This is a genomic window from Rahnella inusitata (genome assembly GCF_018288855.1).
GTDB classification, from domain to species: Bacteria; Pseudomonadota; Gammaproteobacteria; order Enterobacterales; family Enterobacteriaceae; genus Rahnella; species Rahnella inusitata.
The window spans coordinates 3,804,428-3,829,730 of record NZ_CP065024.1 but is presented as its reverse complement, the minus strand read 5'-3'; the positions used below and the strand labels follow the sequence as shown (position 1 = coordinate 3,829,730).

Genomic DNA, 25,303 nt, shown 5'->3' with positions numbered 1-25,303 from the left:
TCTTCCTTAACGGCCACCGTGTTTATAAATTTCCATTTGTTTCATTTTGGCGAGTTCGTCTGGTCCAATGCCCCCCGCGCTTTCGGGAGCGACTTCAGCGGGGCGTGTATAGTGCGGGTGTTCCCCACTTGAAAAATAAGGATCCGATATTTGCCAGTCAGCAAGCCTGCGGTATTTTTCCAAATCACTCTTATTGTTTGAGCATTCGCAAAAGCCAATGGGTAAATCGTAAGCAACCACCTGAGTCATGAAAAGCTGATTCAGCGGTAATGTGCTGTGGTCGCTAGGCTGTGAGATAAATTTACTGATACGGGCATCTTTTTGTTCGCGGGTTTCACGGCGTCGGGTGAATTGGCCCCGCGTATCATCGTGAGAGCCGGGTAAAGACCATGTAGGTGACGAGGGTACGGATATCCATTGCTCTTCATAAAGGGATGCATAGTAAGGGAAAGTGTCATCATTAATTTTCCCCTGGGTATATTGCCCCCAACCCTTGCCATCAGTTCCATCTGCAGGCTTATCTCCGACTCTTGTACCGTCGAAGTTCAGTGGTATATCAAAAGGAGCAGGAACTTTCTCACCATTGATAAATAGTGTCTGATTAGCCGGAGGGGCGGGATAAATGAATTCTCCCCCGTCATCCCAAAACGATGCACCAGCAGGAGGAAGTGTACCAAAAGGGGTGTGAACCTGAGGATCGCCTCCACAATGTAGCCCTCGGGCCATCATCCGTTGGAACAGATGACCTTGATGTTCAGTAAGCAGCTTATTAATATTGCCATCAGGAGTGTTGGGGACGCCTTGCCAGCCGATACTACGAATGGCTTTCATACCCATAACACGGTCATGAGCATTACTGTAAACCCAGGTGCGGCCATGATTGTCGCGCTCATAAGTACCGTTTGGTCCCATCCCTGTTGGCTTCCAGCTCTTATTATCAGCATCGACTCCGACAACCAGACGGCTATAGTCCGCAGATGTCATCCTGTTAGCTTGCTGAGCAACTTTCTTAACTACATTCTCAAACGTGGCAACCCTGGCTTTAGTCGATATGCATTCATTAAACGGGTAGGCGAACCTGTCCATCGTTTTATGTTCAAGCGCATAAGGTGAATTCATCACAAATAAAGCATCAGGACCGGTTTTGGCAAGCAAGGTTGCCGCCATCGCAATCATCGTGCCTTGGCTGTGGGACATCAGCGTAATGGTATCTTTAGGATAATCATTTCTGATTTTATCGATTAAATTAGCCAGCCTTGTTGCAGCGTGGGCATAATATTGTCTCGCAGGAGCGTCTGAAACTAACCGGTCTAACTCAGTATTTGCGGCCTGAACGCTGAACGGGATTGGCATTTCCTTCAGCCATTTGCTAAAACCTTCTTCACTCCATAAAGACACCAACTGGTCGCAGCCATTTTGAAATGCGCCGCCGCCCCAATAGAAAGGCCCCTTAGCTTGTAATTCACTGTCAGAAAGTTTTTGGTATTTTTTCAAATCGTGATAATCATCGCCTTGAGCATTCCTCAAAGGGATTTCATATTTAATATTAGTGTTTTTTCCGGTTGAATAACCCCAGTAGAAACGGATAATCGGAGAACGCCCTTCTTTAATTACACTGCGAATATCTTTCTTACCATCTGAATACACATTTTCCCTCAGTCCAACATCGGCGGGTAAATTTAACCGCTTAGTCAAACCAGCACATAAATTTTTCTCCGCGTCATTGTACCATTCCCCCTCGGAATTCACTCCGTGAACAAAAACAATAATGCCGGGAAGTTGCATTGGGTGCTCACATGCTGCCCGAGTTTTATTATTTGATGGCGAGCACATGCTAGTCCACACATGTTTTCCATTATCATCAATATGAACAGGTGCAACACGTAATGGTTCTTGCGAGTTATTGGCCATTTTGTGGTGCCTCCGTAGCATTCGGGTCAAATGTTTGCTTTCTCGTCTTGCTAAAATCATCTGAACTGATAGAGCTGTTGCACGAAAAACGTGAAGTGCCAGAAGGTGTTTGTATTTCTTCAGGTAATTTATCTACTCGAATTCCATCTTCATCAGAGGGGGTGGGGTAAAGTTTATATTTATAGGAGAATACAGCTTTGTTGATAATGTAATAACCATCATTAAATATTGCTACATCGATATTATCACCGGAAAACCCGAAGCTTACGGGGAGAGGGATTTCCTTTTTATCATCTGACCAATATTTTAACTTTGCGGTGCAATCCATACGTTCACTTGGGCAAAACATCATCAGGATGGGGGCGGTAATAGTTTTTTCACCGGCTGCATAAATGAATTTTCCTTGCCAAGCTATCGTAGGGTTTTTAGTTAAAATATCATTACTACTCGAACCCCCGCTAATGTATATTTTTTTTCTGAGCTTGGTGTCGTTATAATAGACAATACCTCCATGATCGCAGTCTTTATAATTTTCTAGCGTGAAAAATCTGTGGTTATCAATCCGATAAACAACTTGTGGGGGGACATTGTAAATCATGTACTCAACCACCCCAGACTGCTCAGTTAGTCCTGCTCCACCGGTTGTCATAGCGAAGCCGTCTGCCGCTGTGGGGATATGACAGGCGGTAATTAGCAGGCAAGAAAAAATTGTGGCTGAAGCACACGCAAGCTTATTCAATGTTTTCATTCTTTCATCCTTAAAGTAATTCAAAACTCATACCGTCGAGTAGTGTGCTCTGAACAAGAGCCGTTTTTCCTGCAGCATCAGTCACGCCTTCCTGCACAGAACCGTCGGGCAATGTCATCCAGAAAGGCCCTTTGGCTTGTAATTCACTATCTGAAAGCTTTTGGTATTTTTTCAAATCGTGATAATCATCGCCTTGAGCATTCCTCAAAGGGATATCATATTTAATATTAGTGTTTTTTCCTGCCGAATAACCCCAATAAAAGCGGATGACTGGTGAACGCCCTGATTCAGTAATCTCTCGGGGTTTAGATATACCACTTGAATATCCATTTTCCAGCAATTGAAATTCGCTAGTAAGGTTTAATCTATTATTCAACCCCTCACAGATGTGCTTTTCTGCATCCTTATACCATTCACCTTCAGAGTTAACTCCATGCACAAAAATAATAAGCCCAGGAAGCTGAATCGGATAGTTACAAGCAGCCCTGACTTTGTTATTGGATGGAGAGCACATGCTAGCCCATACATGCTTACCATTGTCGTCAATATGTACTGGAGCGGTTCGAGTTGGCTCTTGTGAACTATCAGTCATTTGTTACTACTCCCGTTGCTACAGGTGAGTAACTCTGTTTTTTTGAATAAGTCACAGACGAAGGTTTTATCGAATTTGAACACGAAAAATATCTTGATATGGATTTTTTATTTATAGCTGGCATCTCATTTTTTTCTATAATAACCCCAAAGCCTTCTGGATTACTGTCCAAAGAAAGAGTGTGTGAGTAATATCGGCTATTATGAGAGTTTTTTACGTAAATATTATTATTGGTTATGATGATGCTTTTGTCCGATGTATCATCTCCGGTTGTAGTGCCCAATCTTAGTTTGTTTTTATTCCCATCAATGCTGTATGCCAACTCTGCACTGCAATCCATGTGATCGCTAGCGCAGTACATGACGAAAAATGGATAGGCAATTATATTTTCATCGGCTGAATAAATAAACTCTCCCTGCCATTCCATAGTGGGGTTTCGTGTTAAAATATCATTACTACTCGAACCCCCGCTAATGTATATTTTTTTTCTGAGCTTGGTGTCGTTATAATAGACAATGCCTCCATGGTCGCAGTCTTTATAATTTTCTAGCGTGAAAAATCTGTGGTCATCAATCCGATAAACAACTTGTGGTGGGACATTGTAAATCATGTACTCAACCACCCCAGACTGCTCAGTTAGTCCTGCTCCACCGGTTGTCATAGCAAAGCCGTCTGCCGCTGTGGGGATATGACAGGCGGTAATTAGCAGGCAAGAAAAAATTGTGGCTGAAGCACACGCAAGCTTATTCAATGTTTTCATTCTTTCATCCTTAAAGTAATTCAAAACTCATACCGTCGAGTAGTGTGCTCTGAACAAGAGCCGTTTTTCCTGCAGCATCAGTCACGCCTTCCTGCACAGAACCGTCGGGCAATGTCATTCGGTATTTTGCGTTAGGGATAGGTTCGCCGCTGAGAGGATGTACGAGTGCGAATTTCTCATCGAAATTCTCGGGCTCAAACGATTTCATCGCGCTCTGCATGCTGGCAGAACCTTGTTTTACGATGCCGCCATTTTTCACCAGCAGTTTCCCCGGCCCGCCAATTTCAACGTTACCGCCTTTGAGTTTGATGTAGGCTCCGCCGCAGATCAGAACCAGCTCGTCCTGCGCCGTCACCGTCATTTTTTTGCCGCTGGCAACATGCGTGTCGTCCGTTGACCAGGTGGTGAACTTACCGCCCTGAGCCTGCACATCGATATCACCTTTTGCCGCAAACATTTTGGTGCCCTGACGGCTGTAGAGGCTGATTTGCTCACCGGCGCCGACCGTGAACTTTTTGGATGCACCGATATCAACCTGCTTACCCGCGGTCAGTGTCAGGCTGTCTTCCGCGTATAGCTGCATACTGTCCCCGCTGACAATACCGACACCTTTTGGCGCGCTGAGGAGTAAAACGGCCTGCTGAAGCTTGTCGAGTTTCTGCTGTAACAGCGTTTGTTGCCGGTCGATATCGGCGGCTAATGCCTGCGCCTGTTGCGCACTGGCGGAAAGACTCTGCATTTCTACCATTGCACTGGAGAGCAAGGCTTTGGCCTGTTGCATATCCAGCTGCTGGCCACCGGCGGAAGCCTGCATATCGGCTGAGATAAACACGCCTTTACCGCCGCGAACGGACACCCAGTCGTCGGTACGCAGCTCAGCCCCGTGGCCGCGGTCTTTGCGTTTATCATCGACCAGTGCACCGAGGTTGAGCTGGCTTTTGCCGCTGGCCGGTGTGGAAAGCTTGATGTGTTCTTTCCCGCGCGTATCGTCCAGTCGCAGTTTGTTATTGGCGGGAGTGCGAATGACGTTCCGCTTGTAATTCGGCAACGCGACGTGATCTGGATGGCGTGAATCGTGCAGCGCATAGGCGATATAGGGCCGGTCAACGTCGCCGTTCTCAAAGGCAATCGCCACGCCGGTGGAGTCCAGCAGCGGCATATGGAAGCCGCAGGTATCGCCGGAATAGGGTTTGGCCAGACGCAGCCAGCAGCTCTCAAAACCTTTCTGCCACTCTGTACGGTCGAAGCCAAATTGAGCGCGGTACAGGCCGTCGGCGTTGATGTGAGCGTAAGGTTCGTCCGGATGCGCGCTGGAGATTCGGGCAGGCAGCGTGCCGGTGACGGTCGGCCACGGCAACAAAGCAGGGCGGTAGGGATGTTGCGTGTTACGCGGTACGGCGGTGAAGGTGACGAAATACGCCGTATCGCGGGCGACGTTTGTAGAGTTCGTGGAGACAATAAGCAAGCCGTCCGGCGCTTCCGGCCAGTCTTTGCCGGGCGTGGTGATGACCATCCCCGGACGCAGGGTTATGCAGTTAGATTTGCCCTCAAAGGTGATTTGCTCACTGAGGTAACGCTCCTGACGGCGTTTGGCATACCACATCCCTTGGCCTGGCTGGTTACTGAACTCTTTGCCCGCTTCGGGATAGTTCTCACCCCAGCGGTAATCTTCGGCAACCAGTGCCGGGTAATCCGGGGTGGTCTCCGTTGTGCCGGTCATATCGCTTTGTGCGGCAGGGTAGTAATCGTCGTTAACCGTGACTGACTTCGGAATGGCCTTGCGGCTGACCGACATCTCCCAGACTGATTCCATCCCGCCGTCGAACAATCCCGCCGGGTTGCGGAACGGGATGGCAACGGGTTCCGGCCAGGCGTAAGAATGGTCGGCCAGGACCATCACGTCGCAGTTGTTCTCTTCGTCATATTCGAAGAAGTACGAGATGCCGCTGTCGGCCAGGCGTCGCGCAATGTGGGCGTACTCACTTTCGCCGAACTGCATCATGAATTTTTTCAGCGGATACTGATCATTGAGCGCAAAGCGAAAATCCAGCCGATCCATGTTGTAACGCAGGAAGGTGTTTTCGGTCATGCTGATCACGCTGTCGTTTTGATAAATCGCGTTATTGGTGCCCTGATTTAACCGGGTCAGGCGGTGTTCCAGCGTGGCGACGTAGCGGGTTTCATCGGCAGAGGTGCTGCACTGGCGGAACTGGGTGATCACACCGGGGATAATGCGTGGTTTAACAGATTCCCAGGGCTTGCCGTCGGGGTACATCAGGAACAGCGCGGAATAGTTGATGATGTGCCGGGCGGGAATGTCTTTCACCGCGCTGGTGAACTCAATCTCATAGCACAGAATGTCGCTGATGGCCTCGCTGCCGCTGAATTTGAGCACCGATATATCGACGCCAGACTGCTGGGATTCCAAACGGGTTAAGCGCAGCTGATAGTGGTTGTGGATCGGTAATTTACTGCCGGCAAGAATGTATTCCTGAATACCCATCGTTTAATTCCCTTTAAATGTTAATCCTGAGTTACACCAGATTACTATTACGTGGCGACATCGGATCGAAACAGGTTGCTTGTATCAGCTGTCCTTCAGGCAGTCACTCAGACGATTATTTAAATAGGTCAGCTACTTTTCAACAATAATGATGAATGCAATGCCTGTAATTAATTGGTGTGGTGAATGTATAATGGATGAGTTCGCCGAATAGTCCTTGCATTCAGAGCGCACAAATCTTGATCAGAAGCCTTTGTCTCAACGCACCAAAAAACTACCATAAATCCAAGGGGTATTAAAATAGGGTATGTCACGGAAATGTGTAACTTAATTATTAGTGAGCTTAGTGGATGCTTTATTAAGATAATTCTTGTGAATGTATCCCTAAGATATTTTTGTGGGGAAATTCCTGGTGATTGAGTGTGGGGTGGTGATTATATCGCTTGTTTTTAACCAACAACCCATGCCTTAAGTTGTTTTTAGTACTTCGTAATCAATCCCCCTTTGTAGTCATTATCCTTTGGGGGAATTTTAGAGCCAGGTGATCCCGATTTACTGAGCAAACCTGAGCGACAAGGTTTCTGGACTCCTGTGTATCACTTGAGAATGCACAATAGCCCTTTTAAAACATTTAGTTATTGATGCGCCGACGTTCTTCTTAGCCGCAGGCTCCTGGTTCGGGCCCTGTAGGGAAACATCTCATAAATTTTTAAGTCTCTTTTCCCTGCTGCGTTTAATGACTGCCCTTAGTACAAACTGATTACTTATCGCTTAGTCGTCATTAAAGAACGATTGCAGGTTTTATGATATGATTTCATCAAAGGATGACAGGGATCTGATTTATGAGAATAATTATAATTGCTGCTTTGTGTTTGCTATTGTCCGCTTGTACATGGGAGTCGTTTCTGCGTCCAGTCTCTACAGATGTCTGCCCTCAAGGAACTAAGGAAGGTGCGAACAAGTCCCTGATATGAGATCATGTTTGTCATCTGGAGCCATGGAACAGGGTTCATCATGAGTCATCAACTCACCTTCGCCGACAGTGAATTCAGCAGTAAGCGCCGTCAGACCAGAAAAGAGATTTTCTTGTCCCGCATGGAGCAGATTCTGCCATGGCAAAACATGGTGGAAGTCATCGAGCCGTTTTACCCCAAGGCTGGTAATGGCCGGCGACCTTATCCGCTGGAAACCATGCTACGCATTCACTGCATGCAGCATTGGTACAACCTGAGCGATGGCGCGATGGAAGATGCTCTGTACGAAATCGCCTCCATGCGTCTGTTTGCCCGGTTATCCCTGGATAGCGCCTTGCCGGACCGCACCACCATCATGAATTTCCGCCACCTGCTGGAGCAGCATCAACTGGCCCGCCAATTGTTCAAGACCATCAATCGCTGGCTGGCCGAAGCAGGCGTCATGATGACTCAAGGCACCTTGGTCGATGCCACCATCATTGAGGCACCCAGCTCGACCAAGAACAAAGAGCAGCAACGCGATCCGGAGATGCATCAGACCAAGAAAGGCAATCAGTGGCACTTTGGCATGAAGGCCCACATTGGTGTCGATGCCAAGAGTGGCCTGACCCACAGCCTAGTCACCACCGCGGCCAACGAGCATGACCTCAATCAGCTGGGTAATCTGCTGCATGGAGAGGAGCAATTTGTCTCAGCCGATGCCGGCTACCAAGGGGCGCCACAGCGCGAGGAGCTGGCCGAGGTGGATGTGGACTGGCTGATCGCCGAGCGCCCCGGCAAGGTAAGAACCTTGAAACAGCATCCACGCAAGAACAAAACGGCCATCAACATCGAATACATGAAAGCCAGCATCCGGGCCAAGGTGGAGCACCCATTTCGCATCATCAAGCGACAGTTCGGCTTCGTGAAAGCCAGATACAAGGGGTTGCTGAAAAACGATAACCAACTGGCGATGTTATTCACGCTGGCCAACCTGTTTCGGGCGGACCAAATGATACGTCAGTGGGAGAGATCTCACTAAAAACTGGGGATAACGCCTTAAATGGCGAAGAAACGGTCTAAATAGGCTGATTCAAGGCATTTACGGGAGAAAAAATCGGCTCAAACATGAAGAAATGAAATGACTGAGTCAGCCGAGAAGAATTTCCCCACTTATTCGCACCTTCCCTAACAGTATTACCCAACAGTGCAGGTGAGAAAACGGGTGTTTAGACATTTATCTTTAGATTTTTTTAGTAAATTGTTACAGCACTTCTACTTCATATATTGATCCATGATCGTTTTATGGGATTTCATCATATTAATCCCATTCGCTGTTTGTTCATTGTCCGAAAATAAAATTATGGCAGGACATGCTGACGGTTATTATTGCTACAGTTTATATTCACTGAATATTCCCGTTGCGGGGAATTACAGCGCCGTTATCCGGCTTTCAATGAATGAGTACATCTCAGAATTGTTGGGCTGCGTCTTCTGGTTTTAGGCCAATGAAATGATCTATTGTGAACTGTAAAACAGCATAATGCACAAACTGGCGGCCTTTTTATATCTGCCAATAATTCAAAGAAACAGATTGGATGCATTTACAGAGAGTTGCACTCAGATTAGGAAGTTGTTTCGCAAAGGGATGGCGATATTCAATTATTAATTGAAATGTTAGCAAGCCAAATCATTCATTAAATTTATACCATGGTGTATTAACGGATGTTATTCAGGCGGTCTGCTTGTATTTTCGTGATGTTGCTTTGATTGTGACTTTTGGTTCTTGTCTGTGGGGGATGCGCGCTATTATCATTAGTGTATATTTTAACTTTGAATGGACTTAACGTGAGCGAAGAAAATTCAGAAGGGTTCTTTTCAGTCATTAAAAAAGTGATTGAAAGTCAGAAGTTCATCATTCCTTATCTTATCATTATTTCCGGGGCGGTGGTCTGGAGGTATTTAAACGGTATTGGCAGGACGGACTTGCTTCTCGATGCGTTCTCTATCAATATTGGATTAATATCTTTATTATTTTCTGCGTTAATATTTGGAGCGGGTGTCATAGTGCTTCTGGTTTTACCCAGCGCTTTACTTATCGGTTATCACTTCATGAGAAAAGACAGGCCGGGTGGTTATGATATATCTTCTGCGCCATGCTATTGTATTGGGGTGTCAGTCATAATGATATTAATCACTTTTCTCCCTGTTATTCCATGGGGGAGTGATTTGATCAAAGTGGGTAAAATATCCAGCGTAAAAATAGTGTATATTGCGTGCATGCTGACCATCGCATTCAGTATTGTTAATACGTTGAAGTATTATATTATTAAGCCCGGAACGGGTTCGCTATATTTTATGCGAGTTGTTGTTCAGTATGTTTTTGAGGTGTTTGTTTTATCATTGTATATGTTCTTTTCTTCATCATCAATTTTTTATCCTCTGATGATTGTGTTAAAGGCCAGTAATATTGATGATATGTGGGTGTTTTTATATTGGCTGGTCTTCATGATAGCCTTTATATTTTTATCGTACATGCCCTGTTTGTTTTACTTTTTCCTGGAAAAAATTAAAAATAAAGCCAAAAAAAACACATTGGTGATAATACAGGGTGTGTCTGTTGCTGTACTTGTCTCCACTGGCGTTCTGGTTTTTTTATTTCCAATGTTCCTTAATGCATTTATTTACTCTTCACTACATTCAGTGGGGATGGTGAGTAGTACGCCTCATTATTACTCAATTGATGCAGATAAGTATGATGTAAACATGTTCCCGAAATCTATTTGGGCAACGCAATCTTTGGAGGGGAATCAACCAAAGGTTTTCATTCATGCTTTTAGTCTTTTTTCTATCGGAACGATAAACTTGCTCTGTCCGAATTATATTCTAAATCTTAAAGAGGATGCTTATAAAGTGAACTTCAATCATTTTCCTCCCTCTTATGATAATGAAAAAATATCTTATTTTAAAAAAATGGCTCAGGGTTGCCTGGTTTTTGAAGATACGGAGTTTCAGCAGTGGGATACGCTTTTCGATTCAAAAGGAAAAATCAAAACATAAGAACTGCCGCTAAATAACCCGAGTGTCGAAAGTGATCACAGGCAGAAAAGTAAAGCGTCCGGGCCATCAGGCATGTTTCACGGCGTCTTTACGATCTGCCTTTTCCATCGCTGATGACATCCTACCGGCACACTTTCCCGTCCGTCATGACCAGTGTCATCTGCCCCTGCCAGAACTCGGCGAGGAAAATGTCGCTGACTTCTTTAACACCCAACGCCGTAATTTTCTCATGCAGCCATTCTTCGTCTTTCTGAATTGCGTCCAGTTCGGAATGTCGCACCCGACCGTCTTTCACCAGGATCACGGAGGGCATCTCGGCGCCTTCGCAGACGGCGGTGATCTGGCCTCCGGGTTCGATCTGTGCGTATTTCAGATTCTGAAAAGAGTGAATACCCTGAGCGTGTAACTGCGATGCGACGTTGAGGATGTCAATTTTGTTTCGGCGCCTGAGAATATTCTCCATGATAAATTTTCCGTCCTTCACAATAGGAATCGGATTACCAATGGCGAAGGAGCGAAATAAAAAGAAGCGTTTACTGATCGAGTTTAACAGGGAGATTAGCATGACGCCGATCACCAGTACGATAATATATTGGTAAAGTGGGATGACATCGTTATAGATGACGCCACCAATAATTCCACCTAAAACAAAGTTACCGATGAAATCTACCGGCGTCATCTGTGAAAGCTGCGTCTTGCCCGAAAAGTTCAGATGGGAAATAACAATCAGAAAACCAATAACGAATTTTGCCAAGACTAAAAGATAATATTCCATCAGATTCCTGCTCCTGTTTTTAAGTCGTTAACATAACACATTCACATAAGATGTTAAGTGGTTCACGGTTTTGATTATTTTTTCCGGGGCACGTGGCGGTTTTCAGAGCAAAGCGCTTGTGGCCTCTCATCTGCAAGGATTTAGGCTTACGCTGCGGGCGTTTTATTGTGTAGGATCAGGGGGGTAAAATTCGCTGAACGGGAGAGTTATGGCTTCGCTGAAAGAAGTAGCACAGTTGGCATCGGTCTCGTTGATGACCGTGTCCCGCGCCATTAATGAGCCGCAAAGGCTGAAGCCGGAAACCCTGGCGCGCGTGCAGCAGGCCATTGATGCATTAAATTATGTGCCTGATTTCTCTGCACGGAAAATGCGCGGTAAAAGCAGTAAAGTTTCCACGCTTGGTGTACTGGCGCTTGATACCGCGACAACGCCGTTCTCCGTTGAAATCCTTCTGTCGATAGAACTCACCGCCCGCGAATTTGGCTGGAGCAGTTTTCTGGTCAGCATTACGTCCCAGGAAGACAGCGAGCGCGCCGTCAGCCAGCTGCTTTCCCAACGACCCGATGGCATCATTTTTACCACCATGGGGTTGCGCGAAGTTGAGATCCCGGCGCGGCTGATGGATAAAAATCTGGTGCTGGCGAACTGTCTCAGCCGTGAACTCGCGCTGCCGGGCTATATTCCCGATGATTTTGACGGGCAGTATCAGGCGATGAATATGCTGATCCGTAAAGGTTACCGGCATCCGCTGTGCGTTTATTTGCCACAATCCATTCCCGCGGGCGTCCGCCGTCGCGCAGGTGCCGAGCAGGCGTGGCGCGAAGCCGGACTGGCGGAAGAACACCTTCGGCAGTTTCATATGGAACTGGGGGATGAACATTACCGCGACGTTGTCGGGATGCTCGAAAAGTTCATCATCGACGGTAAGCCGGATTTTGATGTGCTGGTCTGCGGCAATGACCGCATCGCATTTTTGGCGTATCAGGTGCTGCTGGCGAAAGGGATTGCGATACCGCAGCAGGTCGCCGTGCTCGGGTATGACAATATGGTCGGCATTGGCGATCTGTTCCTGCCGCCGCTGACCACAGTGCAATTGCCGCACCGCGAAATTGGCCGTGAAGCGGTGCTGCATCTTATCGAGCAGCGCCCCAATCACGGCCTGATAAAAATCGCCTCACCGGTGCTTGAGCGGGCGTCTTTATAGCATCCTGAGCAAATTAACCTGCGCTTAACGTCCAGTATTCACTCTGCACTAACACTGCTTCCCCCTTTTCTGCAAAGAACGAAAGGGCGCGCTGATCGGGCTGCGGGTAGATCCGGCTGCTGAGCGTTGCGTCTCCCTGATTGACGAAAACTTCCACCGAAGAGCGGTCGATAAAGATGCGCATTTCCAGCGGCTTGTCAGCCGTCAGCGCGACGCTGCGGTGATCGTTGATCCCATACTCCGGGAAATCACGGCGAAGACAGAGCCTTTGCGCCTGAGCGTCTGCGAAGACGCAGACGCCGTCGCCGAGTTTTATGCCGAAGCTCTGCGCATCAGACGCGCTGAGATCCCACTGCGCGATGATTTCGATCGCCTGCGCGTTATCCGTTATCTGCTCAACGCTGTTTCTGATGACATGCGGCAGGAGAGGGTGATGATCACGGCGCAGTGTCCGCACTTCGTCCACCGGCACCATGCAAACGTTGCCGTCGCGCAGCGTCAGTTCACGCGGTAGCGTCATGCAGCCCGCCCAGCCTTGCGCCTTTGATGGCATCACCGATTCCCACATGTCCATCCACGCGATGACCACGCGACGCCCGTCGGCAGCGGTAAACGACTGCGGCGCGTAGAAATCATGTCCGTGGTCGAGTTCGGTGAAACCTTCCAGCACCTCAAAATCCTGACCCGGCTGCCATGTGCCGCGCAGGCAGCCGCTCTGGAACAGGTTGCGATAATCATAGCCTTGCGCTTTGATGCCCTGCGGTGAACACATCAGAATGCGCTCCTCGCCCAGCGGGAAGAAATCCGGGCATTCCCACATGTAACCCGTGTTGTCATCGGCTTTGGCGAGGACGCGGTCGAGCGTCCACTCGCGCAGGCTGTCCCCTTTGTAAAGCAACACCTGCCCGCAATCGTGCTCATCCCGCGCGCCGATCACCATCCACCAGTAACCCAATTCGCGCCACACTTTCGGGTCACGAAAATGCATGATGTTGTCCGGCGGCGTGAGCACCACGCCCTGTTTGGTGAAGTGAATGCCGTCCTCGCTGGTCGCGAGACATTGCACTTCCCGGATAGCGCTGTCATTGCCTTCGCCGCTCAGCCAGACGTGGCCGGTATAAATCAGGCTGAGTACACCGTTGTCGTCCACGGCGCTGCCTGAGAAACAGCCGTCGCGGTCATACTCATCGCCCGGTGCCAGCGCCACCGGCTGATGCTGCCAGTTGACCATGTCCTGACTGGTGGCGTGCCCCCAGTGCATCGGCCCCCAGTTCTCGCTGAACGGGTGGTGCTGATAAAAAGCGTGATACCGCCCCTGATGATAAATCAGCCCGTTCGGATCGTTCATCCAGCCCGTCGGTGGTGCGAGATGAAAGTGTGGGTAGAAAGTATCGCCGCGCGTGGCTTTCCCGTCGCGCAACGCCTGTTCTGCGCGTTCCAGTCGCTGTTTCATAAAATCTCACTCTTTTTGAATAACACAGATGGAGGCGTCCGGCTCTTTTCACCGATGAGCAGGAAGCCGGAGATGAGGGTCAGGACAAGCACCAACATCCCCATGATCATGTAAGTGTCGGCAAAGCCGATCAGATCGTAGCCGTGCCCGGCCAGCGGGGATAACACACTGGCGCAGACCTGCGTGATGAACTGAAAACCGACCAGATACAGCGTGGCCGAAAGACGCGGATCGAAGCGGGTGGTGATGTACTTAAACATGGCAATCAGCAGGATCGGCAGCTCGACGGCGTGCAGCAGCTTCATGCAGGAAATCGTGACGGCATCCGCCGCCAGCCCCGAGCCAAAGACGCGCAGCGCCATGATCAGGCCGCTAAGTAATAATCCGTTTTTGGCCCCGATTTTGTTAACGATAAACGGGGCGAGGAACATCCCGCCGGCTTCTAAAAACACTTGAAAGGAGTTGAGGAAACCGTACATCTCGTTGCCGTTTTTAACGTCCGAGAACAGCGAAGAGAAGTACACCGGAAATTGCTGGTCGTAAACGTTGTAGACGCTGACGCCGGTCACAAACACGATCAGCGCCCAGAAACGCGGCAGGCGAAACAGTGCAACTGCATCGGCCAGCTGGAGGTTGCCGGGCTTGCCGTACTCGAGCTGGTTCAGCGCATCAGTTTTCACTTCGCGCAGCCGCCACAGCAGCAGCAGGAATATCACCGCCGAAGATGACGCCATCCAGAAGTTCAGGTTCGGGTTGATGTTAAACAGCATCCCGGCGAAGAAAGTGGCCGCCGCCCAGCCGAGCGATCCCCACATTCTGGCCTTGCCGAACTCAAACCCTAAAATGCGGCTCACCCGCTCGGTGTAAGATTCCAGTGCGCCGATCCCGGCAAAAAACGTCGCGCCGACGTACAAGCCCCCGGCTGCGGCACCCAGCAGAATATTGACCTGTAACAGCGGGGCAAAGATGAAGATGAAGAACGGGCCGCTGGCCAGTAACAGACAGCCGATGGCCCACAGCAGGTTTTTGCGCAGTCCTAGTTTGTCCTGAATAAAACCGTAAAGCGGCTGTGCGCACAGCGCCGTCAGGGCGATGGCGGAAAAGAACATTCCTGTTTCCGTACCTTTCAGCCCGACCTTTTGACTGAGCCATAGGGAAATAAGCGAAAAGGCGGAGGACCAGGTGTAGAAGAAGCAAAAAAGCAATCCGCTCAACAATGTGTAGTGACTTCGGTGGCTGTTTTTCATGGGCATATCCGTGCGTGTTTCGAAGAGATAGACCACATTGTTAACGTTAACTTACTGCTTTTCCCAGACGGTACGATGCGGAATTATGATGTTAATCACAAGTGTTAACGTTAACATAATTGAAGTGTGATCTGAACCGCAAAATTTTGTGGTTCAGTGCGCCGGCAGCGGGGGGGCACCGGGCAAACCACGCAATCCATGCTCAACCATCGCCATGTAAACCGCAAAGTAGTTCAGCACCATCTGCATGAAGGTCAGGTGCAGAATAATGGTGTTATTCGGTGTATCGAGCGTCAGTAATCCGTCAACCTCAGCGGCTTTCAGACACCGTTTAATGTGCGAGCGTGACACACCACATTTGAGCGAGGCTTTTAGGTAGTTGTACTCGATCACCGCCGTCTGCTGTTTGATGCTCTCGATATAGAGATCCATCAGCAGCATGTGTCCGGCATCTCTGAAAACGAACGCCTTACAATCCGGCACCATATCGAAGAGATACACCTGATTGAGGATGATTTCGGCATATTTTTGGAAATAATCAGCGGTGAAATTTTCCATTTTCAAACATCCGGAGACATCGAAATCCGGATAAAGCATCCCATAGGGGATCATCATGGTATTAATTAACGCACGGGTTTCATCAAGCGCCTTTGACGTCACCTGATAGTTTAACTTTCGTTTATCCTGCGGATCCTTTTTAACGTCCATACGACCGCCTACCCGGATGAAGAGCAGAAAGGAATCGATCGTATTGTCACTGATTAACCCTGTTTTCTTACAAAAATCTTTGACGTGGCGAAGTGTCGGTTTTTCTGTCGTGAAAAAATACGCCATGATGGCCGAACCGATAATAAAACGGTTTGCTTTAAAAATAACCTTAAAATAGAGAGGTTTAGTCAGGTAAAGTCTGAACAGAAGTTTGTAGTGCTTCTGCATGACTGCCTCAATATCTTTGTGGGACTTAATTTCTTCTGCACGGTGAAAAATTAATTCTGTGAGTTGTTGTTTGCTCTTCATATTGCTGCTTACTTTGCCTGGTTCCATAATACAAATAAAAAAATATCGCCATTGTTCTTTAGTGTTAATTTAAAGTCCGTTGAGAAACGGTTCATTATGCTATATGGCGATAGTGGGTGTTTAGCGATTGTTGTTAAAAGCAGTAAGGGTCTTTATTGCCCTTCTCAGGATAATCCTAGCACTAAAGTGGCTATTTAGCATAAACAGTGATTTTATTTTGACCGGTTAAAATAGTTTCAAAAGCCAATGACTTATTTTTTGTATGGTTATTTTAATTAGCTATTTCATTGAGTTAGACGGTTTTTATTACAGTATGGATTTTTTTGCCTTTCTCTTAAAAAAATTAACCACAAAAATGGACAGTGACATAACAAAGCCTGTGTGAGAATTTTCTTATCGCCAGGTTATACCCGTGAGTTCAGATGTCCGGGTTAACAGGGGTTCTCTCAGGAGGGGGAATTACCGGCACGTTGTTTAATGGATTTTATAAGGATTTATCATGGAAGAGTCACGTCATCAGACCCTGCGTTACGGCAATTCTTTTGCGTTGTTTTGTAAAAAGAAGTTCGCCAGATCACTGTGTTGTTCACTGATATTAATGACTTTTTTATCCATGCCTGCTGCATTGGCAAATATGAGCGTTTATCCCATGGAGGTGACGCTTAATAGCCAGGGCGCAGCGCAGGTACAGACTTTGTCGCAAAGCGGTGAGGCGCAGTTTATTAAAGTCAGCATTAAGCGTATAGATCGCCCTGCCACGCAATTTGAAAAAGAAATATTGATAGAAGATGCGGTTTCGCGTTCGCTGATTGCTACCCCGGATAAATTCGCGCTGGCATCGGGTTCGCAACGCATTATTCGTCTTATTTCGTTACAACCCCCGGAGAAAGAGACCGCCTGGCGTGTTTACTTCGAGGCCGTCGGTGCGCCGGAGGAATTGAAAGATAACACCGGTCAGGAGAATAAAATCAGCAACCAGGTGGGCATCAATTTAGTCTGGGGCGTGCTGGTTCATATTCCGCCGAAACACGCTGTGTTATCACTCATTCCATTATCGTCAGGCGACGTTAAAAACAATGGCACCGTGCGCATGGTGATCCGCGAAGTCGCTCTCTGCTTGCAAAAAAATAGCAGCGGCAGTTGCCAGTGGAAACAGGAACACGCCACGGTATATCCGGATGAGACATTGCGGTTCAAAGCCTGGACGCCAGCTGAAATAAATGCTGCACAGGAAATAAGAATTAAATATGTTGATCAAAAAACGAGAAATATGAACGAATACGTTCTCGGAAAATAATCAACTTATTCTAAGAGAATAACAACTTGTTTGTTATGAAGCAGTTCATTATCAATAAAACGGTCATGGATGCGCATCATTCTTCAAGCCGCAGGTGCGTTGGCTGTATTCAGCCACTTTCCTGCAGCTCGAATTATGTAGCGTTGTGACCATTACATAGATTTTCATGGAGCTACAAATGCAAAAATTAATCAAACCACTTTTCATCGCTGCTGCGTTAACGGCTGCATTTAATGCACAGGCTGTGCAGAAAGATATTACTGTCAATGCCAACGTTGATTCGACGGTTGATATGACTCAGGCAGACGGTACTGCACTGCCGGGCACCATTAATATGCAATATATTCCTGGTCGTGGTTTATCGACTTATTCACTGGATACCAAAATCTGGTCGAATTCTTCTACCGCCAATATCAACGTGGCGCTGGTGAGTACTGCCCAGTTAAACGAAACCGTAACCGGTACCGCCGTTCCGTTGAAAGTCACGCTGGGTGCAGATCTGAAACCGATCACCACCACGGCGACCTCCCTGACTTACGCATCCCTGTTTCCGGCGGGCACTGAGAACGGTTCTTCCGTTCTGCCATTGAAAATCTCCCCGGCAACCGTAGCGCCTCTGACGACCGGCACCTATTCCGGCGTGGTCAGCCTGTTAATCACACAGGCAACGACGTCGAGCTGATTTGCCGGAGTTGACTGATCGATTATTTCGGGGGGCAGTTCGCCCCCTTGTTATTCTTTTTCAGCAGGACGCTGTAATGAAGGTCAATTTCCGCATCGTTATAATCGCCTCTTTCATTACCCTGACCCCCTTTCTTTCAGCCCGTGCTGCCACCCAGGTTCCGCCTGGTTTTGAATCGCTGGTCACCGGCCAGACGCTGTGGGTCAATCTTTCTGTCTACGGGCAATCGCTCGGACTTTTTGAAGCCTCCGTTAACCTCGATACCGTCACTTTCCTCAAACCGGAAGACGTGGCGCAGGCGGTGATGACGCATTATCAAAAGAGTTCTCAGCAGCAAGCAGTACTGGATCGTCTGATCGGCAAGCCTATGGCACGTAACGGGAATCTGGCGTGCAGCAGTAACGGCGGCGTGGCAGGGTGTGACTATCTGGAAACGGATTCGGTTGCACTTATCTATGATGAAAATAATGCCAAAGTCGCGCTGTTCCTCGGCCCTGAGTTTGTGCCGCTTGCCGCAGACCAGAGCTCGCCGTACTACGAACAGACGGCAGAAACGGAAACGGCGTTTATCCATCAGCAGAATATTAACTTCGTTACTAATAACGATGACCAGACGTTATCCGTACAGGGCGCGGGCGCGCTCGGGCTGACGGAAAATAGTTATGCCGGTATTGACTGGGAATATCTGGCGCAGAAATATCGCCAGCAAAATCATCAGGATGTGCGTTTTAACAACGTCTTCCTGCGCCGTGACGTCGGCAAACGCTATTACGTTCAGGCAGGGCGCATGGACTCGCGGGATATTTTCAGCAACGCAGGCGGAAATATTACCCTCAGCCAGTTGCCGCTCAGCACCATCGAAGGTGCGCGCGTCGGTTCCACGCTTGCCTGGATGAACAATTCACAGGCCGCGCAGGGCACACCGGTGACGGTATTTATCACCCGCCCGTCGCGCATTGATGCCTATCGCGATCAGCAGTTGCTCGGCACCTTTTATCTGAATGCGGGGACACAGAACCTCGATACCACCGCGTTCCCTAACGGCAGCTACACCGTGACGTTGCGCGTTTACGAAGATAATCAGCTGTCGCGCACCGAGCAGGTGCCTTTTAGCCGCACGGGCAATGCCACCAGCCAGAACATCGAATGGTTTGTGCAGGGCGGTGCCATTCCTGAACGCGAGGTTCAGGGCAACGGCGCAGAATCAAAAAATGGTGCCGATCGCCGCGTGATGCAGGCGGGGATCAAAGTGCCGCTCACCCGTGAAGCCGCGCTCACCGGCGGTGTGGCCGCGACCAACCGCAACCATTTTATCGAAAGCGCACTCGACTGGAGTCACGGATTTGATAACCCGCTGCTCGACGGCATTCTCACCACCCGCTTCAGTTACCTGAAGGGCAGCGAAGGCTCGCGCGGCAACATTCAGCAGGTCACCTATAACGACGGTTTTTCTCTCAGTTTTTACCGCAGCGCACTGTATGCGCAGGATTGTTACAGCAACAACGGCGGCCAATACGGTTTCAGCGGCTGCTATCAGAGCAGCAGCCTGATGTTCAGCGTGCCGGTGAAAAGCTGGTACGTGAACGCCGGTTACAGCGCCAGCAAAAATGAAGGTCGCAACGTGATCCCGGCGCAGCTCGATGATAACGACGTGGTGCCGGTATGGACACGCCGCAGCAGTTATAACAAAACGCAGACGACCACCTGGCAGGCCGGGCTGGGACGCGGTTTCAGCGTCGGCGGCATCAACATCAACACCAGCGCCAATCTTTTTACGCGTACCAACAGCACCGGCATGAAGCGCGATAACGGCGGATTTCTCTCCGTTTCGCTCTCGCGCGTCAGCACGCCGACGATTAATGCGCGCTCGAACTACAGCTCGGTGGGCATGACTTATCAGACTGACCGCAGCAGTAAAGATCAGATTGGCTATAACGTCGCGCAAAACTGGTATTTCGATGCGCAGAATCAGCAGGAAATCGGCGTGAATCTCAACGGCAATCAGGACAATACGCTGAATGCTTCGGTCTACGGGAAAACCAGCGGCGAGTACGGCAGCGGCAGTCTGGCGTTCAGTTCAGCCTCTTCGGGGGCGTCGGGCCAGCGTTTAAGCAGCAGCGGTAGCTATAACTCCTCAATGGCGGTGGCGAAATCCGGTCTGTACTGGGGGAAATGGGGCAACGGCCTGCCCGGTGCTGCCGTCGGGCTGAACGTCGCGAGCACCGATGACAGCCGGGATACCCGCGTGGATGTCTCCGTTGACGGCGCAGGCAGCGCCAGTCTGCACGGTACAGGCCGTACGTTGTTCAGCGTGCCGGCGTATACGCAAAGTAATATCAGCATCAATGATTCCATCGAATCTACCGCCGGTATGCGCAGTGAAATCACGCAGGGTGCCGGACGCCGGACGCTGTTTATCGCGCCGGGACGGATGCTGGTCAGCAAGGTGAATATCGTCTCGCGCTACACCTATCTCGGCAGACTGATGATCAATCAGCAAACGCCGCTGGAAGGCGCAACGCCGCTAAATGTCGCCAGCTGGTCGGGATTAGGGCAGGGCGGATTCACGGCGGAAACCGATCACCGCATGAAGAATTTATATATGGCGCGTGGGATGCAGATGTACCGCTGCGAACTGAAGGTGAAAAGCACGCATGACGTCGTGCGTTATGTCGGCGACAGCGATTGTAAAACGGTCGAACTTGCGTCGGTGCCGCAGGACGTTCAGCAGCAGGCAAAAATGCTGATCGCTACCCGCCGTACGGATGAAGGACCTCTTGCACGGGCAGCGTTTTCTTCGCAGGAACAACAATAGGGATTTTGTATGAAAAGTAGATTTCTCGCCTGTCTGGCGCTGATATGCCTGATGGCTGGCGCGCAGGCGGCTTCGCTCACGCCGTCAGGACGCAATACCAGCGTCGCCGTGTCCTTCGACCGGATGTCCGTACCGGCGCAGTTGCCTATCTGGACCAACGAAAACGGCGGTTATGACACCAACGACGCACCAAAATGGGGGCGGAACACGCTGGTTTGTCAGTCACGAACCAGCAATCAGTACGGTGCCTGCCTGACGTTTCCGGTCTGGCTGGAAGCGTCCCCGGCGCCGTATCCCGTGCCGGTTTTGTTTACCGAAAGCACCACTAAACAGACGCTGGTGCTCAATGTCTATATGACCAAACGCAGATCGCTAAATAATGTGGTGGTGGCAACCAATCTGGTTCCGCTGAATGCCTTTGGTGGCGCGGTTACGCCGAGGGGCGACGGTACGGATTATTCGGCGTATGTACCTTCGTCGGAGCTGAGTAAATTTCCCTCCGCCGGAACCTGGAGCGGAACGCTCAAAATGTCGCTGATGCAATGGCCCGTAACCTGTACCGGTAATTCGCAGAACGTGAACGTGGGCTGTACCAACGTGATCAAGCTGGCTGACTGGATCGCCAGCATGACGTTTAAGGTGACGGATTACGGTAATCAGCAGATCTATCTGCCCGAGTTTGGCAATGCGGCGGCGAATCTGGATCTCGGGTTGAAAATTTTCCCCGGCGCCCGCGCCACCACCACCGTAAGCGGTAGCCGTTCCCTGGATATGTGTCTTTATGATGGCAATAATTCGGACAGCAACCGCGTAAGCCTGATCTTTCAGGACGAAGGTTCTGCCGCGCCCTCCAGAGCCACCGGGTTGTTTTCGTTATATCTCATTGGCGGGAATAAAAATCTGGCACAAGATCGTCTGGATTATTCGATAGAGGTGATTAATCCGCTCACCAAGGCGCGGCAGGCAGTACAAAACGGCACCGAGGTCATCTGGAGCGGTACCAATAAAGGCGTATTACGACGCGTGGTTTTACCGGGTCAGCGAAATTCCGTGCTGTGCGTTCCCGCACCGATGGAGTTAATTACGCCGTCTTTCACGTTATCGTCGAAAACGGCGGGGCGTTATCGCGGCACGCTCAGGATTATTTATACCCCGACGACGCAGTAAGTCTCCGACAATATTCTCAGCGCCTGACATTGATTGATGAATTTTACTCATAGGTGCTTTCGCATTTTGCCACCTAGTCCGCCTACGCGAAGCACGGTAACGTAGTTCAATCAATCATAAGTCTGTAATGGCTTGAGCATAACGTGGCAGGAGAAAGTGCAATGAACGCCTTCAAAGCAACTACGCTTTCACTATCAATGATGATGTCCTGCATGGCCCCGGCAGCATTTGCCGAAGCGGAGAATAAAATGAACGACACAATCAGAATCACCAAAAGCGGTTCCACCCCTTCTCAGAGCGGCCCGGAAAGTTACTTCACCGGTAAAGTGCGCATTGATGCGCCGTTCAGCGGCACAGAATCTGCACGCATTGGCGGCGCGACCGTGACCTTCGAACCCGGCGCGCGCACCGCGTGGCACACCCATCCTCTGGGCCAGACGCTGATCGTCACCCACGGTCGCGGCTGGTTACAGGAAGAGGGCCGCGACATTCGCGAAATGAACGTGGGCGATATCGTGTGGATCCCTGAAGGGGTGAAACACTGGCACGGCGCGACGCCGGAAAACGCTCTGACGCATATCGCGATTGCTGAATCCCTCAACGGCAGCCCGGTAGAGTGGATGGAAAAAGTGACCGACGCGCAGTATCAGAAATAAAGAACAGGTTTTCCGTTTTGGCAACATCCTGTCCGGTTTATCCGGACGGGATTTCTTACTTTCTACCTGTACAGGAAAAATATCATGACCCTGAAAGTGCTCGGATACGCTGCCCAGTCAGCGAAAGTGCCATTAGCGCCCTTTGAATTTGAACAACGCGAAGCCCGCGCCGACGACGTAGTGATCGACGTAATGTACTGCGGCGTTTGTCACTCAGATTTACATCAGGCCCGCAACGACTGGGGATTCAGCACCTATCCGCTGGTGCCCGGCCACGAAGTGGTGGGCCGCGTGGCGAAAGTCGGTAAGAACGTCACCAAATTCAAAGTCGGTGATTATGCCGGGATCGGCTGTATGGTCGATTCCTGTCGTACGTGCAGCCCGTGTGAGAAAGGGCTTGAGCAGTATTGTTTAGAAGGCAACACCCAGACCTATAACAGCGTGGATCGCCATGACCATATGCCGACCTACGGCGGTTACTCCAAATCCATCGTGGCGAGTGAAAGCTTCGTACTGAGAATGCCGGAAGGCATTGACCTCAAAGCCGCCGCACCGCTGCTTTGCGCCGGTATCACCACCTGGTCGCCGCTGCGCCACTGGAACATCACCAAGGGCAGCAAAGTCGGTGTGGTCGGGCTCGGTGGCCTGGGGCACATGGCGTTGAAACTGGCTAACGCACTGGGTGCGGAAGTCACGCTGTTCACCCGTTCCGCTGGTAAAGCGGAAGATGCACGCCGTCTGGGTGCGCATCACATCGTGGTCTCCACGGATGAGGCGCAGATGGCCGCAACCCACGGCGAGTTCGATCTGATCATTGATACCGTGCCTTACGTTCACGACATCAACCCTTACATGCCAACCCTGAACATCGACGGCACGCTGGTGTTCGTTGGTTTCCTCGGTGATATCAGCCCGATGCTCAATACGCTGTCGATGATTCTCGGCCGCCGCTCCGTCGCCGGTTCGTGCATCGGTGGTATTGCAGAAACGCAGGAAATGCTCGATTTCTGCGCCAAACATAACATCGGTTCTGACATCGAAATGATCAACATGCCGGACATCAACGACGCCTACGAACGTATGCTGAAAAGCGACGTGAAATATCGCTTCGTGATTGATATGGCGACGCTGACGGCGTAATAGATCCGCTTTACGCACCGCCTGCCGGCCCCATCGGGAACACTGCCTGATGGGGCCGTTTTTTTATTCCCCGTGCCCTCTATCTCAAATTTCCCCGCTAAACCCTTAGCTCTCTCTAAATAAGTCAAAAACACGCCTTATTCCCTCTATTGAAATCGATGCTTTAACTAGATGCGCCATCACTAACTCGACTACTATAAAAAGAATTATATTCAGCGAGCTTTGTCAGGTATGCCATATTTCTTCCCGGATGAAAGCCACGTGCGTGAACGTTCGGATCGTTTTTTACGACGAATGTATCTGATGCGCATGTTGGGCACTTTCCTCTGCTTTCTGCCCATTGCTTCTGTGCTTGAAGAGCGGGGTGCATCCTGGCTGCCAATCAGTCTGCTGGTGTTCAATGGTTTTGTCTGGCCACACCTCGCGATGATGATTTCGCGGCGTTCCAAAAAGCCCAATCAGGCCGAATTCAGGAATCTGGCGTTTGATGCCATTGCCGGTGGCGCCTGGGTCGCGCTGATGGGCGTTTGTCCTCTGCCGTCAGCGGTGATTACGTCTATCCTTATCGCGGATCGCTTTTCCGCCGGTGGCTGGCGTCTGTTACGCCGCGCGATGGCTTTTTATTGCATCGGATTTATTGTCTGCTGGCCGTTTTCGGGCATGACGTTTTATACAGAGGTGACCGTACGTACCCTGTGGCTGACGCTGCCCCTGTCAACTCTCTATATCATCGCCCTCAGCGCCGCCAATTATTCCATCTCCAGAAAGTTGCGTGATAAACAGCATGAACTGGAGAAAACCGCGCTGATGGATCCCTTCCTCGGCCTGCCAAACCGGCGGTTGCTCGACAGGCGACTGATGCTGGAGTTTGAACGTTCCAGACAAGATCTCTCCTGCCTGATGGTGCTCGACGTCGATGATTTAAAAATGGTGAATGACCTGTTTGGTCGTGAGGCCGGAGATTATGTGCTGCGTTCGGTGGCGACGATTTTGCGTCAGGAAACCGGCGAGCATGATTTTCCGGCATTGCTGGGTGACGATGAGTTTGTGGTGATCCTGCCGGGAATTTCCGAAGAGGAAGCCTACGCGGTGGGATACCGGTTACTGCTCAAAGCGTCTGAAATCCGGCTGTCGCAGGACGCCGGTTTCCAGTGCTCACTGAGCGCAGGTATCGCCACTTCGCGGGGGCGGGAAGATTACCACCAGTGGCTGGCCGCAGCCGAGCGCGCCGTGGCGACCATAAAGCAAAATGGCAAAAACAGTATTGGCAGCGCAGGCAGAGCTTAAGCTTTTCCTGGTCTACACTGATTTGGAATACATTTT

General features: G+C 49.9%; 19 protein-coding genes. 10 read left to right on the top strand and 9 right to left on the bottom strand.

The features are described 5' to 3' along the window. Positions 1-6 precede the first annotated feature (6 nt). From I2123_RS17965 to I2123_RS17945, 5 genes are read right to left on the bottom strand one after another with little or no spacing between them, the layout of a single operon-like run. Positions 7-1,911, bottom strand: coding sequence for a T6SS effector phospholipase Tle3 domain-containing protein (locus tag I2123_RS17965; protein ID WP_213051164.1), 1,905 nt, complete (start codon positions 1,909-1,911; stop codon positions 7-9). Further along, on the bottom strand, positions 1,901-2,659 hold the full coding sequence (locus I2123_RS17960) for a T6SS immunity protein Tli3 family protein (RefSeq protein ID WP_213051163.1): 759 nt from the start codon (positions 2,657-2,659) through the stop codon (positions 1,901-1,903). The genes I2123_RS17965 and I2123_RS17960 overlap by 11 nt, the downstream gene beginning before the upstream one ends. Positions 2,660-2,669: 10 nt before the next feature. Continuing rightward, positions 2,670-3,251 (bottom strand): T6SS effector phospholipase Tle3 domain-containing protein, encoded by a 582-nt coding sequence (locus tag I2123_RS17955; RefSeq protein WP_213051162.1) that lies wholly within the window; start codon positions 3,249-3,251, stop codon positions 2,670-2,672. Next, positions 3,244-4,011, bottom strand: a complete 768-nt coding sequence (locus I2123_RS17950) for a T6SS immunity protein Tli3 family protein (protein WP_213051161.1) — start codon at positions 4,009-4,011, stop codon at positions 3,244-3,246. The genes I2123_RS17955 and I2123_RS17950 overlap by 8 nt, the downstream gene beginning before the upstream one ends. A 10-nt stretch (positions 4,012-4,021) precedes the next feature. Beyond that, positions 4,022-6,514, bottom strand: coding sequence for a type VI secretion system Vgr family protein (locus I2123_RS17945; RefSeq protein WP_213051160.1), 2,493 nt, complete (start codon positions 6,512-6,514; stop codon positions 4,022-4,024). 1,014 nt (positions 6,515-7,528) lie between these two features. Here I2123_RS17945 and I2123_RS17940 point away from each other — a divergent pair. Both I2123_RS17940 and I2123_RS17935 read left to right on the top strand, forming a co-directional pair. Then, complete coding sequence (locus tag I2123_RS17940) at positions 7,529-8,509, top strand: IS5-like element IS5 family transposase (protein WP_000019402.1); 981 nt, start codon at positions 7,529-7,531, stop codon at positions 8,507-8,509. Positions 8,510-9,315: 806 nt separating this feature from the next. Continuing rightward, a complete protein-coding gene (locus tag I2123_RS17935) occupies positions 9,316-10,527 on the top strand; it encodes an LTA synthase family protein (protein ID WP_213051159.1) in 1,212 nt (403 codons plus the stop codon). Positions 10,528-10,648: 121 nt separating this feature from the next. Here the strand turns inward: I2123_RS17935 and I2123_RS17930 are convergent, their stop codons facing one another. Then, on the bottom strand, positions 10,649-11,302 hold the full coding sequence (locus I2123_RS17930) for a DUF421 domain-containing protein (protein WP_112169085.1): 654 nt from the start codon (positions 11,300-11,302) through the stop codon (positions 10,649-10,651). 208 nt (positions 11,303-11,510) lie between these two features. Here I2123_RS17930 and I2123_RS17925 point away from each other — a divergent pair, with 208 nt between their 5' ends. Continuing rightward, complete coding sequence (locus tag I2123_RS17925; protein ID WP_112169083.1) at positions 11,511-12,506, top strand: LacI family DNA-binding transcriptional regulator; 996 nt, start codon at positions 11,511-11,513, stop codon at positions 12,504-12,506. A gap of 13 nt (positions 12,507-12,519) precedes the next feature. On the opposite strand, the gene I2123_RS17920 is transcribed toward I2123_RS17925, so the two are convergent. The 3 genes from I2123_RS17920 to I2123_RS25550 all read right to left on the bottom strand — a co-directional run bounded on the left by I2123_RS17920 (position 12,520) and on the right by I2123_RS25550 (position 15,914). Continuing rightward, complete coding sequence (locus I2123_RS17920; RefSeq protein WP_213051158.1) at positions 12,520-13,959, bottom strand: glycoside hydrolase family 32 protein; 1,440 nt, start codon at positions 13,957-13,959, stop codon at positions 12,520-12,522. Further along, positions 13,956-15,206 carry an MFS transporter gene (locus I2123_RS17915; protein ID WP_112169079.1) on the bottom strand — a complete coding sequence of 417 codons (1,251 nt, stop codon included), beginning with the start codon at positions 15,204-15,206 and terminating at the stop codon, positions 13,956-13,958. Before I2123_RS17915 ends, I2123_RS17920 begins: the two co-directional genes overlap by 4 nt. A gap of 153 nt (positions 15,207-15,359) precedes the next feature. Next, a complete protein-coding gene (locus I2123_RS25550) occupies positions 15,360-15,914 on the bottom strand; it encodes a hypothetical protein (protein ID WP_244207744.1) in 555 nt (184 codons plus the stop codon). Between the two features lie 808 nt (positions 15,915-16,722). Between I2123_RS25550 and I2123_RS17905 the strand changes: the two genes are divergently transcribed. The 7 genes from I2123_RS17905 (at position 16,723) to I2123_RS17875 (ending at position 25,267) form a co-directional block, all read left to right on the top strand. Further along, entirely contained in the window at positions 16,723-17,520 is a 798-nt protein-coding gene (locus I2123_RS17905) for a fimbrial protein (protein WP_213051156.1), read from the top strand. Between the two features lie 178 nt (positions 17,521-17,698). Next, on the top strand, positions 17,699-18,202 hold the full coding sequence (locus tag I2123_RS17900; RefSeq protein WP_112169076.1) for a CS1 type fimbrial major subunit: 504 nt from the start codon (positions 17,699-17,701) through the stop codon (positions 18,200-18,202). A gap of 76 nt (positions 18,203-18,278) precedes the next feature. Further along, positions 18,279-21,017 (top strand): TcfC E-set like domain-containing protein, encoded by a 2,739-nt coding sequence (locus I2123_RS17895; RefSeq protein WP_213051155.1) that lies wholly within the window; start codon positions 18,279-18,281, stop codon positions 21,015-21,017. Positions 21,018-21,026: 9 nt separating this feature from the next. Further along, a complete protein-coding gene (locus tag I2123_RS17890) occupies positions 21,027-22,184 on the top strand; it encodes a CfaE/CblD family pilus tip adhesin (protein ID WP_213051154.1) in 1,158 nt (385 codons plus the stop codon). A 248-nt stretch (positions 22,185-22,432) separates the two neighbouring features. Further along, the gene (locus I2123_RS17885; protein ID WP_213052559.1) at positions 22,433-22,840 is read left to right on the top strand and encodes a (R)-mandelonitrile lyase; all 408 of its coding nucleotides are present in this window, start codon (positions 22,433-22,435) and stop codon (positions 22,838-22,840) included. An 84-nt stretch (positions 22,841-22,924) separates the two neighbouring features. Further along, positions 22,925-23,980: an NAD(P)-dependent alcohol dehydrogenase gene (locus tag I2123_RS17880; RefSeq protein ID WP_213051153.1), complete on the top strand. Its 1,056-nt coding sequence runs from the start codon at positions 22,925-22,927 to the stop codon at positions 23,978-23,980. Positions 23,981-24,241: 261 nt separating this feature from the next. Then, complete coding sequence (locus I2123_RS17875) at positions 24,242-25,267, top strand: diguanylate cyclase domain-containing protein (RefSeq protein ID WP_244879850.1); 1,026 nt, start codon at positions 24,242-24,244, stop codon at positions 25,265-25,267. Positions 25,268-25,303: the final 36 nt, after the last annotated feature.

Excerpts from the sequence above, each read along its gene's own strand:
- I2123_RS17965 (WP_213051164.1), bottom strand. The coding sequence starts at position 1,911 with ATGGCCAATAACTCGCAAGAACCATTACGTGTTGCACCTGTTCATATT.
- I2123_RS17960 (WP_213051163.1), bottom strand. The coding sequence starts at position 2,659 with ATGAAAACATTGAATAAGCTTGCGTGTGCTTCAGCCACAATTTTTTCT.
- I2123_RS17955 (WP_213051162.1), bottom strand. The coding sequence starts at position 3,251 with ATGACTGATAGTTCACAAGAGCCAACTCGAACCGCTCCAGTACATATT.
- I2123_RS17950 (WP_213051161.1), bottom strand. The coding sequence starts at position 4,011 with ATGAAAACATTGAATAAGCTTGCGTGTGCTTCAGCCACAATTTTTTCT.
- I2123_RS17945 (WP_213051160.1), bottom strand. The coding sequence starts at position 6,514 with ATGGGTATTCAGGAATACATTCTTGCCGGCAGTAAATTACCGATCCAC.
- I2123_RS17940 (WP_000019402.1), top strand. The coding sequence starts at position 7,529 with ATGAGTCATCAACTCACCTTCGCCGACAGTGAATTCAGCAGTAAGCGC.
- I2123_RS17930 (WP_112169085.1), bottom strand. The coding sequence starts at position 11,302 with ATGGAATATTATCTTTTAGTCTTGGCAAAATTCGTTATTGGTTTTCTG.
- I2123_RS17925 (WP_112169083.1), top strand. The coding sequence starts at position 11,511 with ATGGCTTCGCTGAAAGAAGTAGCACAGTTGGCATCGGTCTCGTTGATG.
- I2123_RS17920 (WP_213051158.1), bottom strand. The coding sequence starts at position 13,959 with ATGAAACAGCGACTGGAACGCGCAGAACAGGCGTTGCGCGACGGGAAA.
- I2123_RS17915 (WP_112169079.1), bottom strand. The coding sequence starts at position 15,206 with ATGAAAAACAGCCACCGAAGTCACTACACATTGTTGAGCGGATTGCTT.
- I2123_RS25550 (WP_244207744.1), bottom strand. The coding sequence starts at position 15,914 with ATGGACGTTAAAAAGGATCCGCAGGATAAACGAAAGTTAAACTATCAG.
- I2123_RS17905 (WP_213051156.1), top strand. The coding sequence starts at position 16,723 with ATGGAAGAGTCACGTCATCAGACCCTGCGTTACGGCAATTCTTTTGCG.
- I2123_RS17900 (WP_112169076.1), top strand. The coding sequence starts at position 17,699 with ATGCAAAAATTAATCAAACCACTTTTCATCGCTGCTGCGTTAACGGCT.
- I2123_RS17895 (WP_213051155.1), top strand. The coding sequence starts at position 18,279 with ATGAAGGTCAATTTCCGCATCGTTATAATCGCCTCTTTCATTACCCTG.
- I2123_RS17890 (WP_213051154.1), top strand. The coding sequence starts at position 21,027 with ATGAAAAGTAGATTTCTCGCCTGTCTGGCGCTGATATGCCTGATGGCT.
- I2123_RS17885 (WP_213052559.1), top strand. The coding sequence starts at position 22,433 with ATGAACGACACAATCAGAATCACCAAAAGCGGTTCCACCCCTTCTCAG.
- I2123_RS17880 (WP_213051153.1), top strand. The coding sequence starts at position 22,925 with ATGACCCTGAAAGTGCTCGGATACGCTGCCCAGTCAGCGAAAGTGCCA.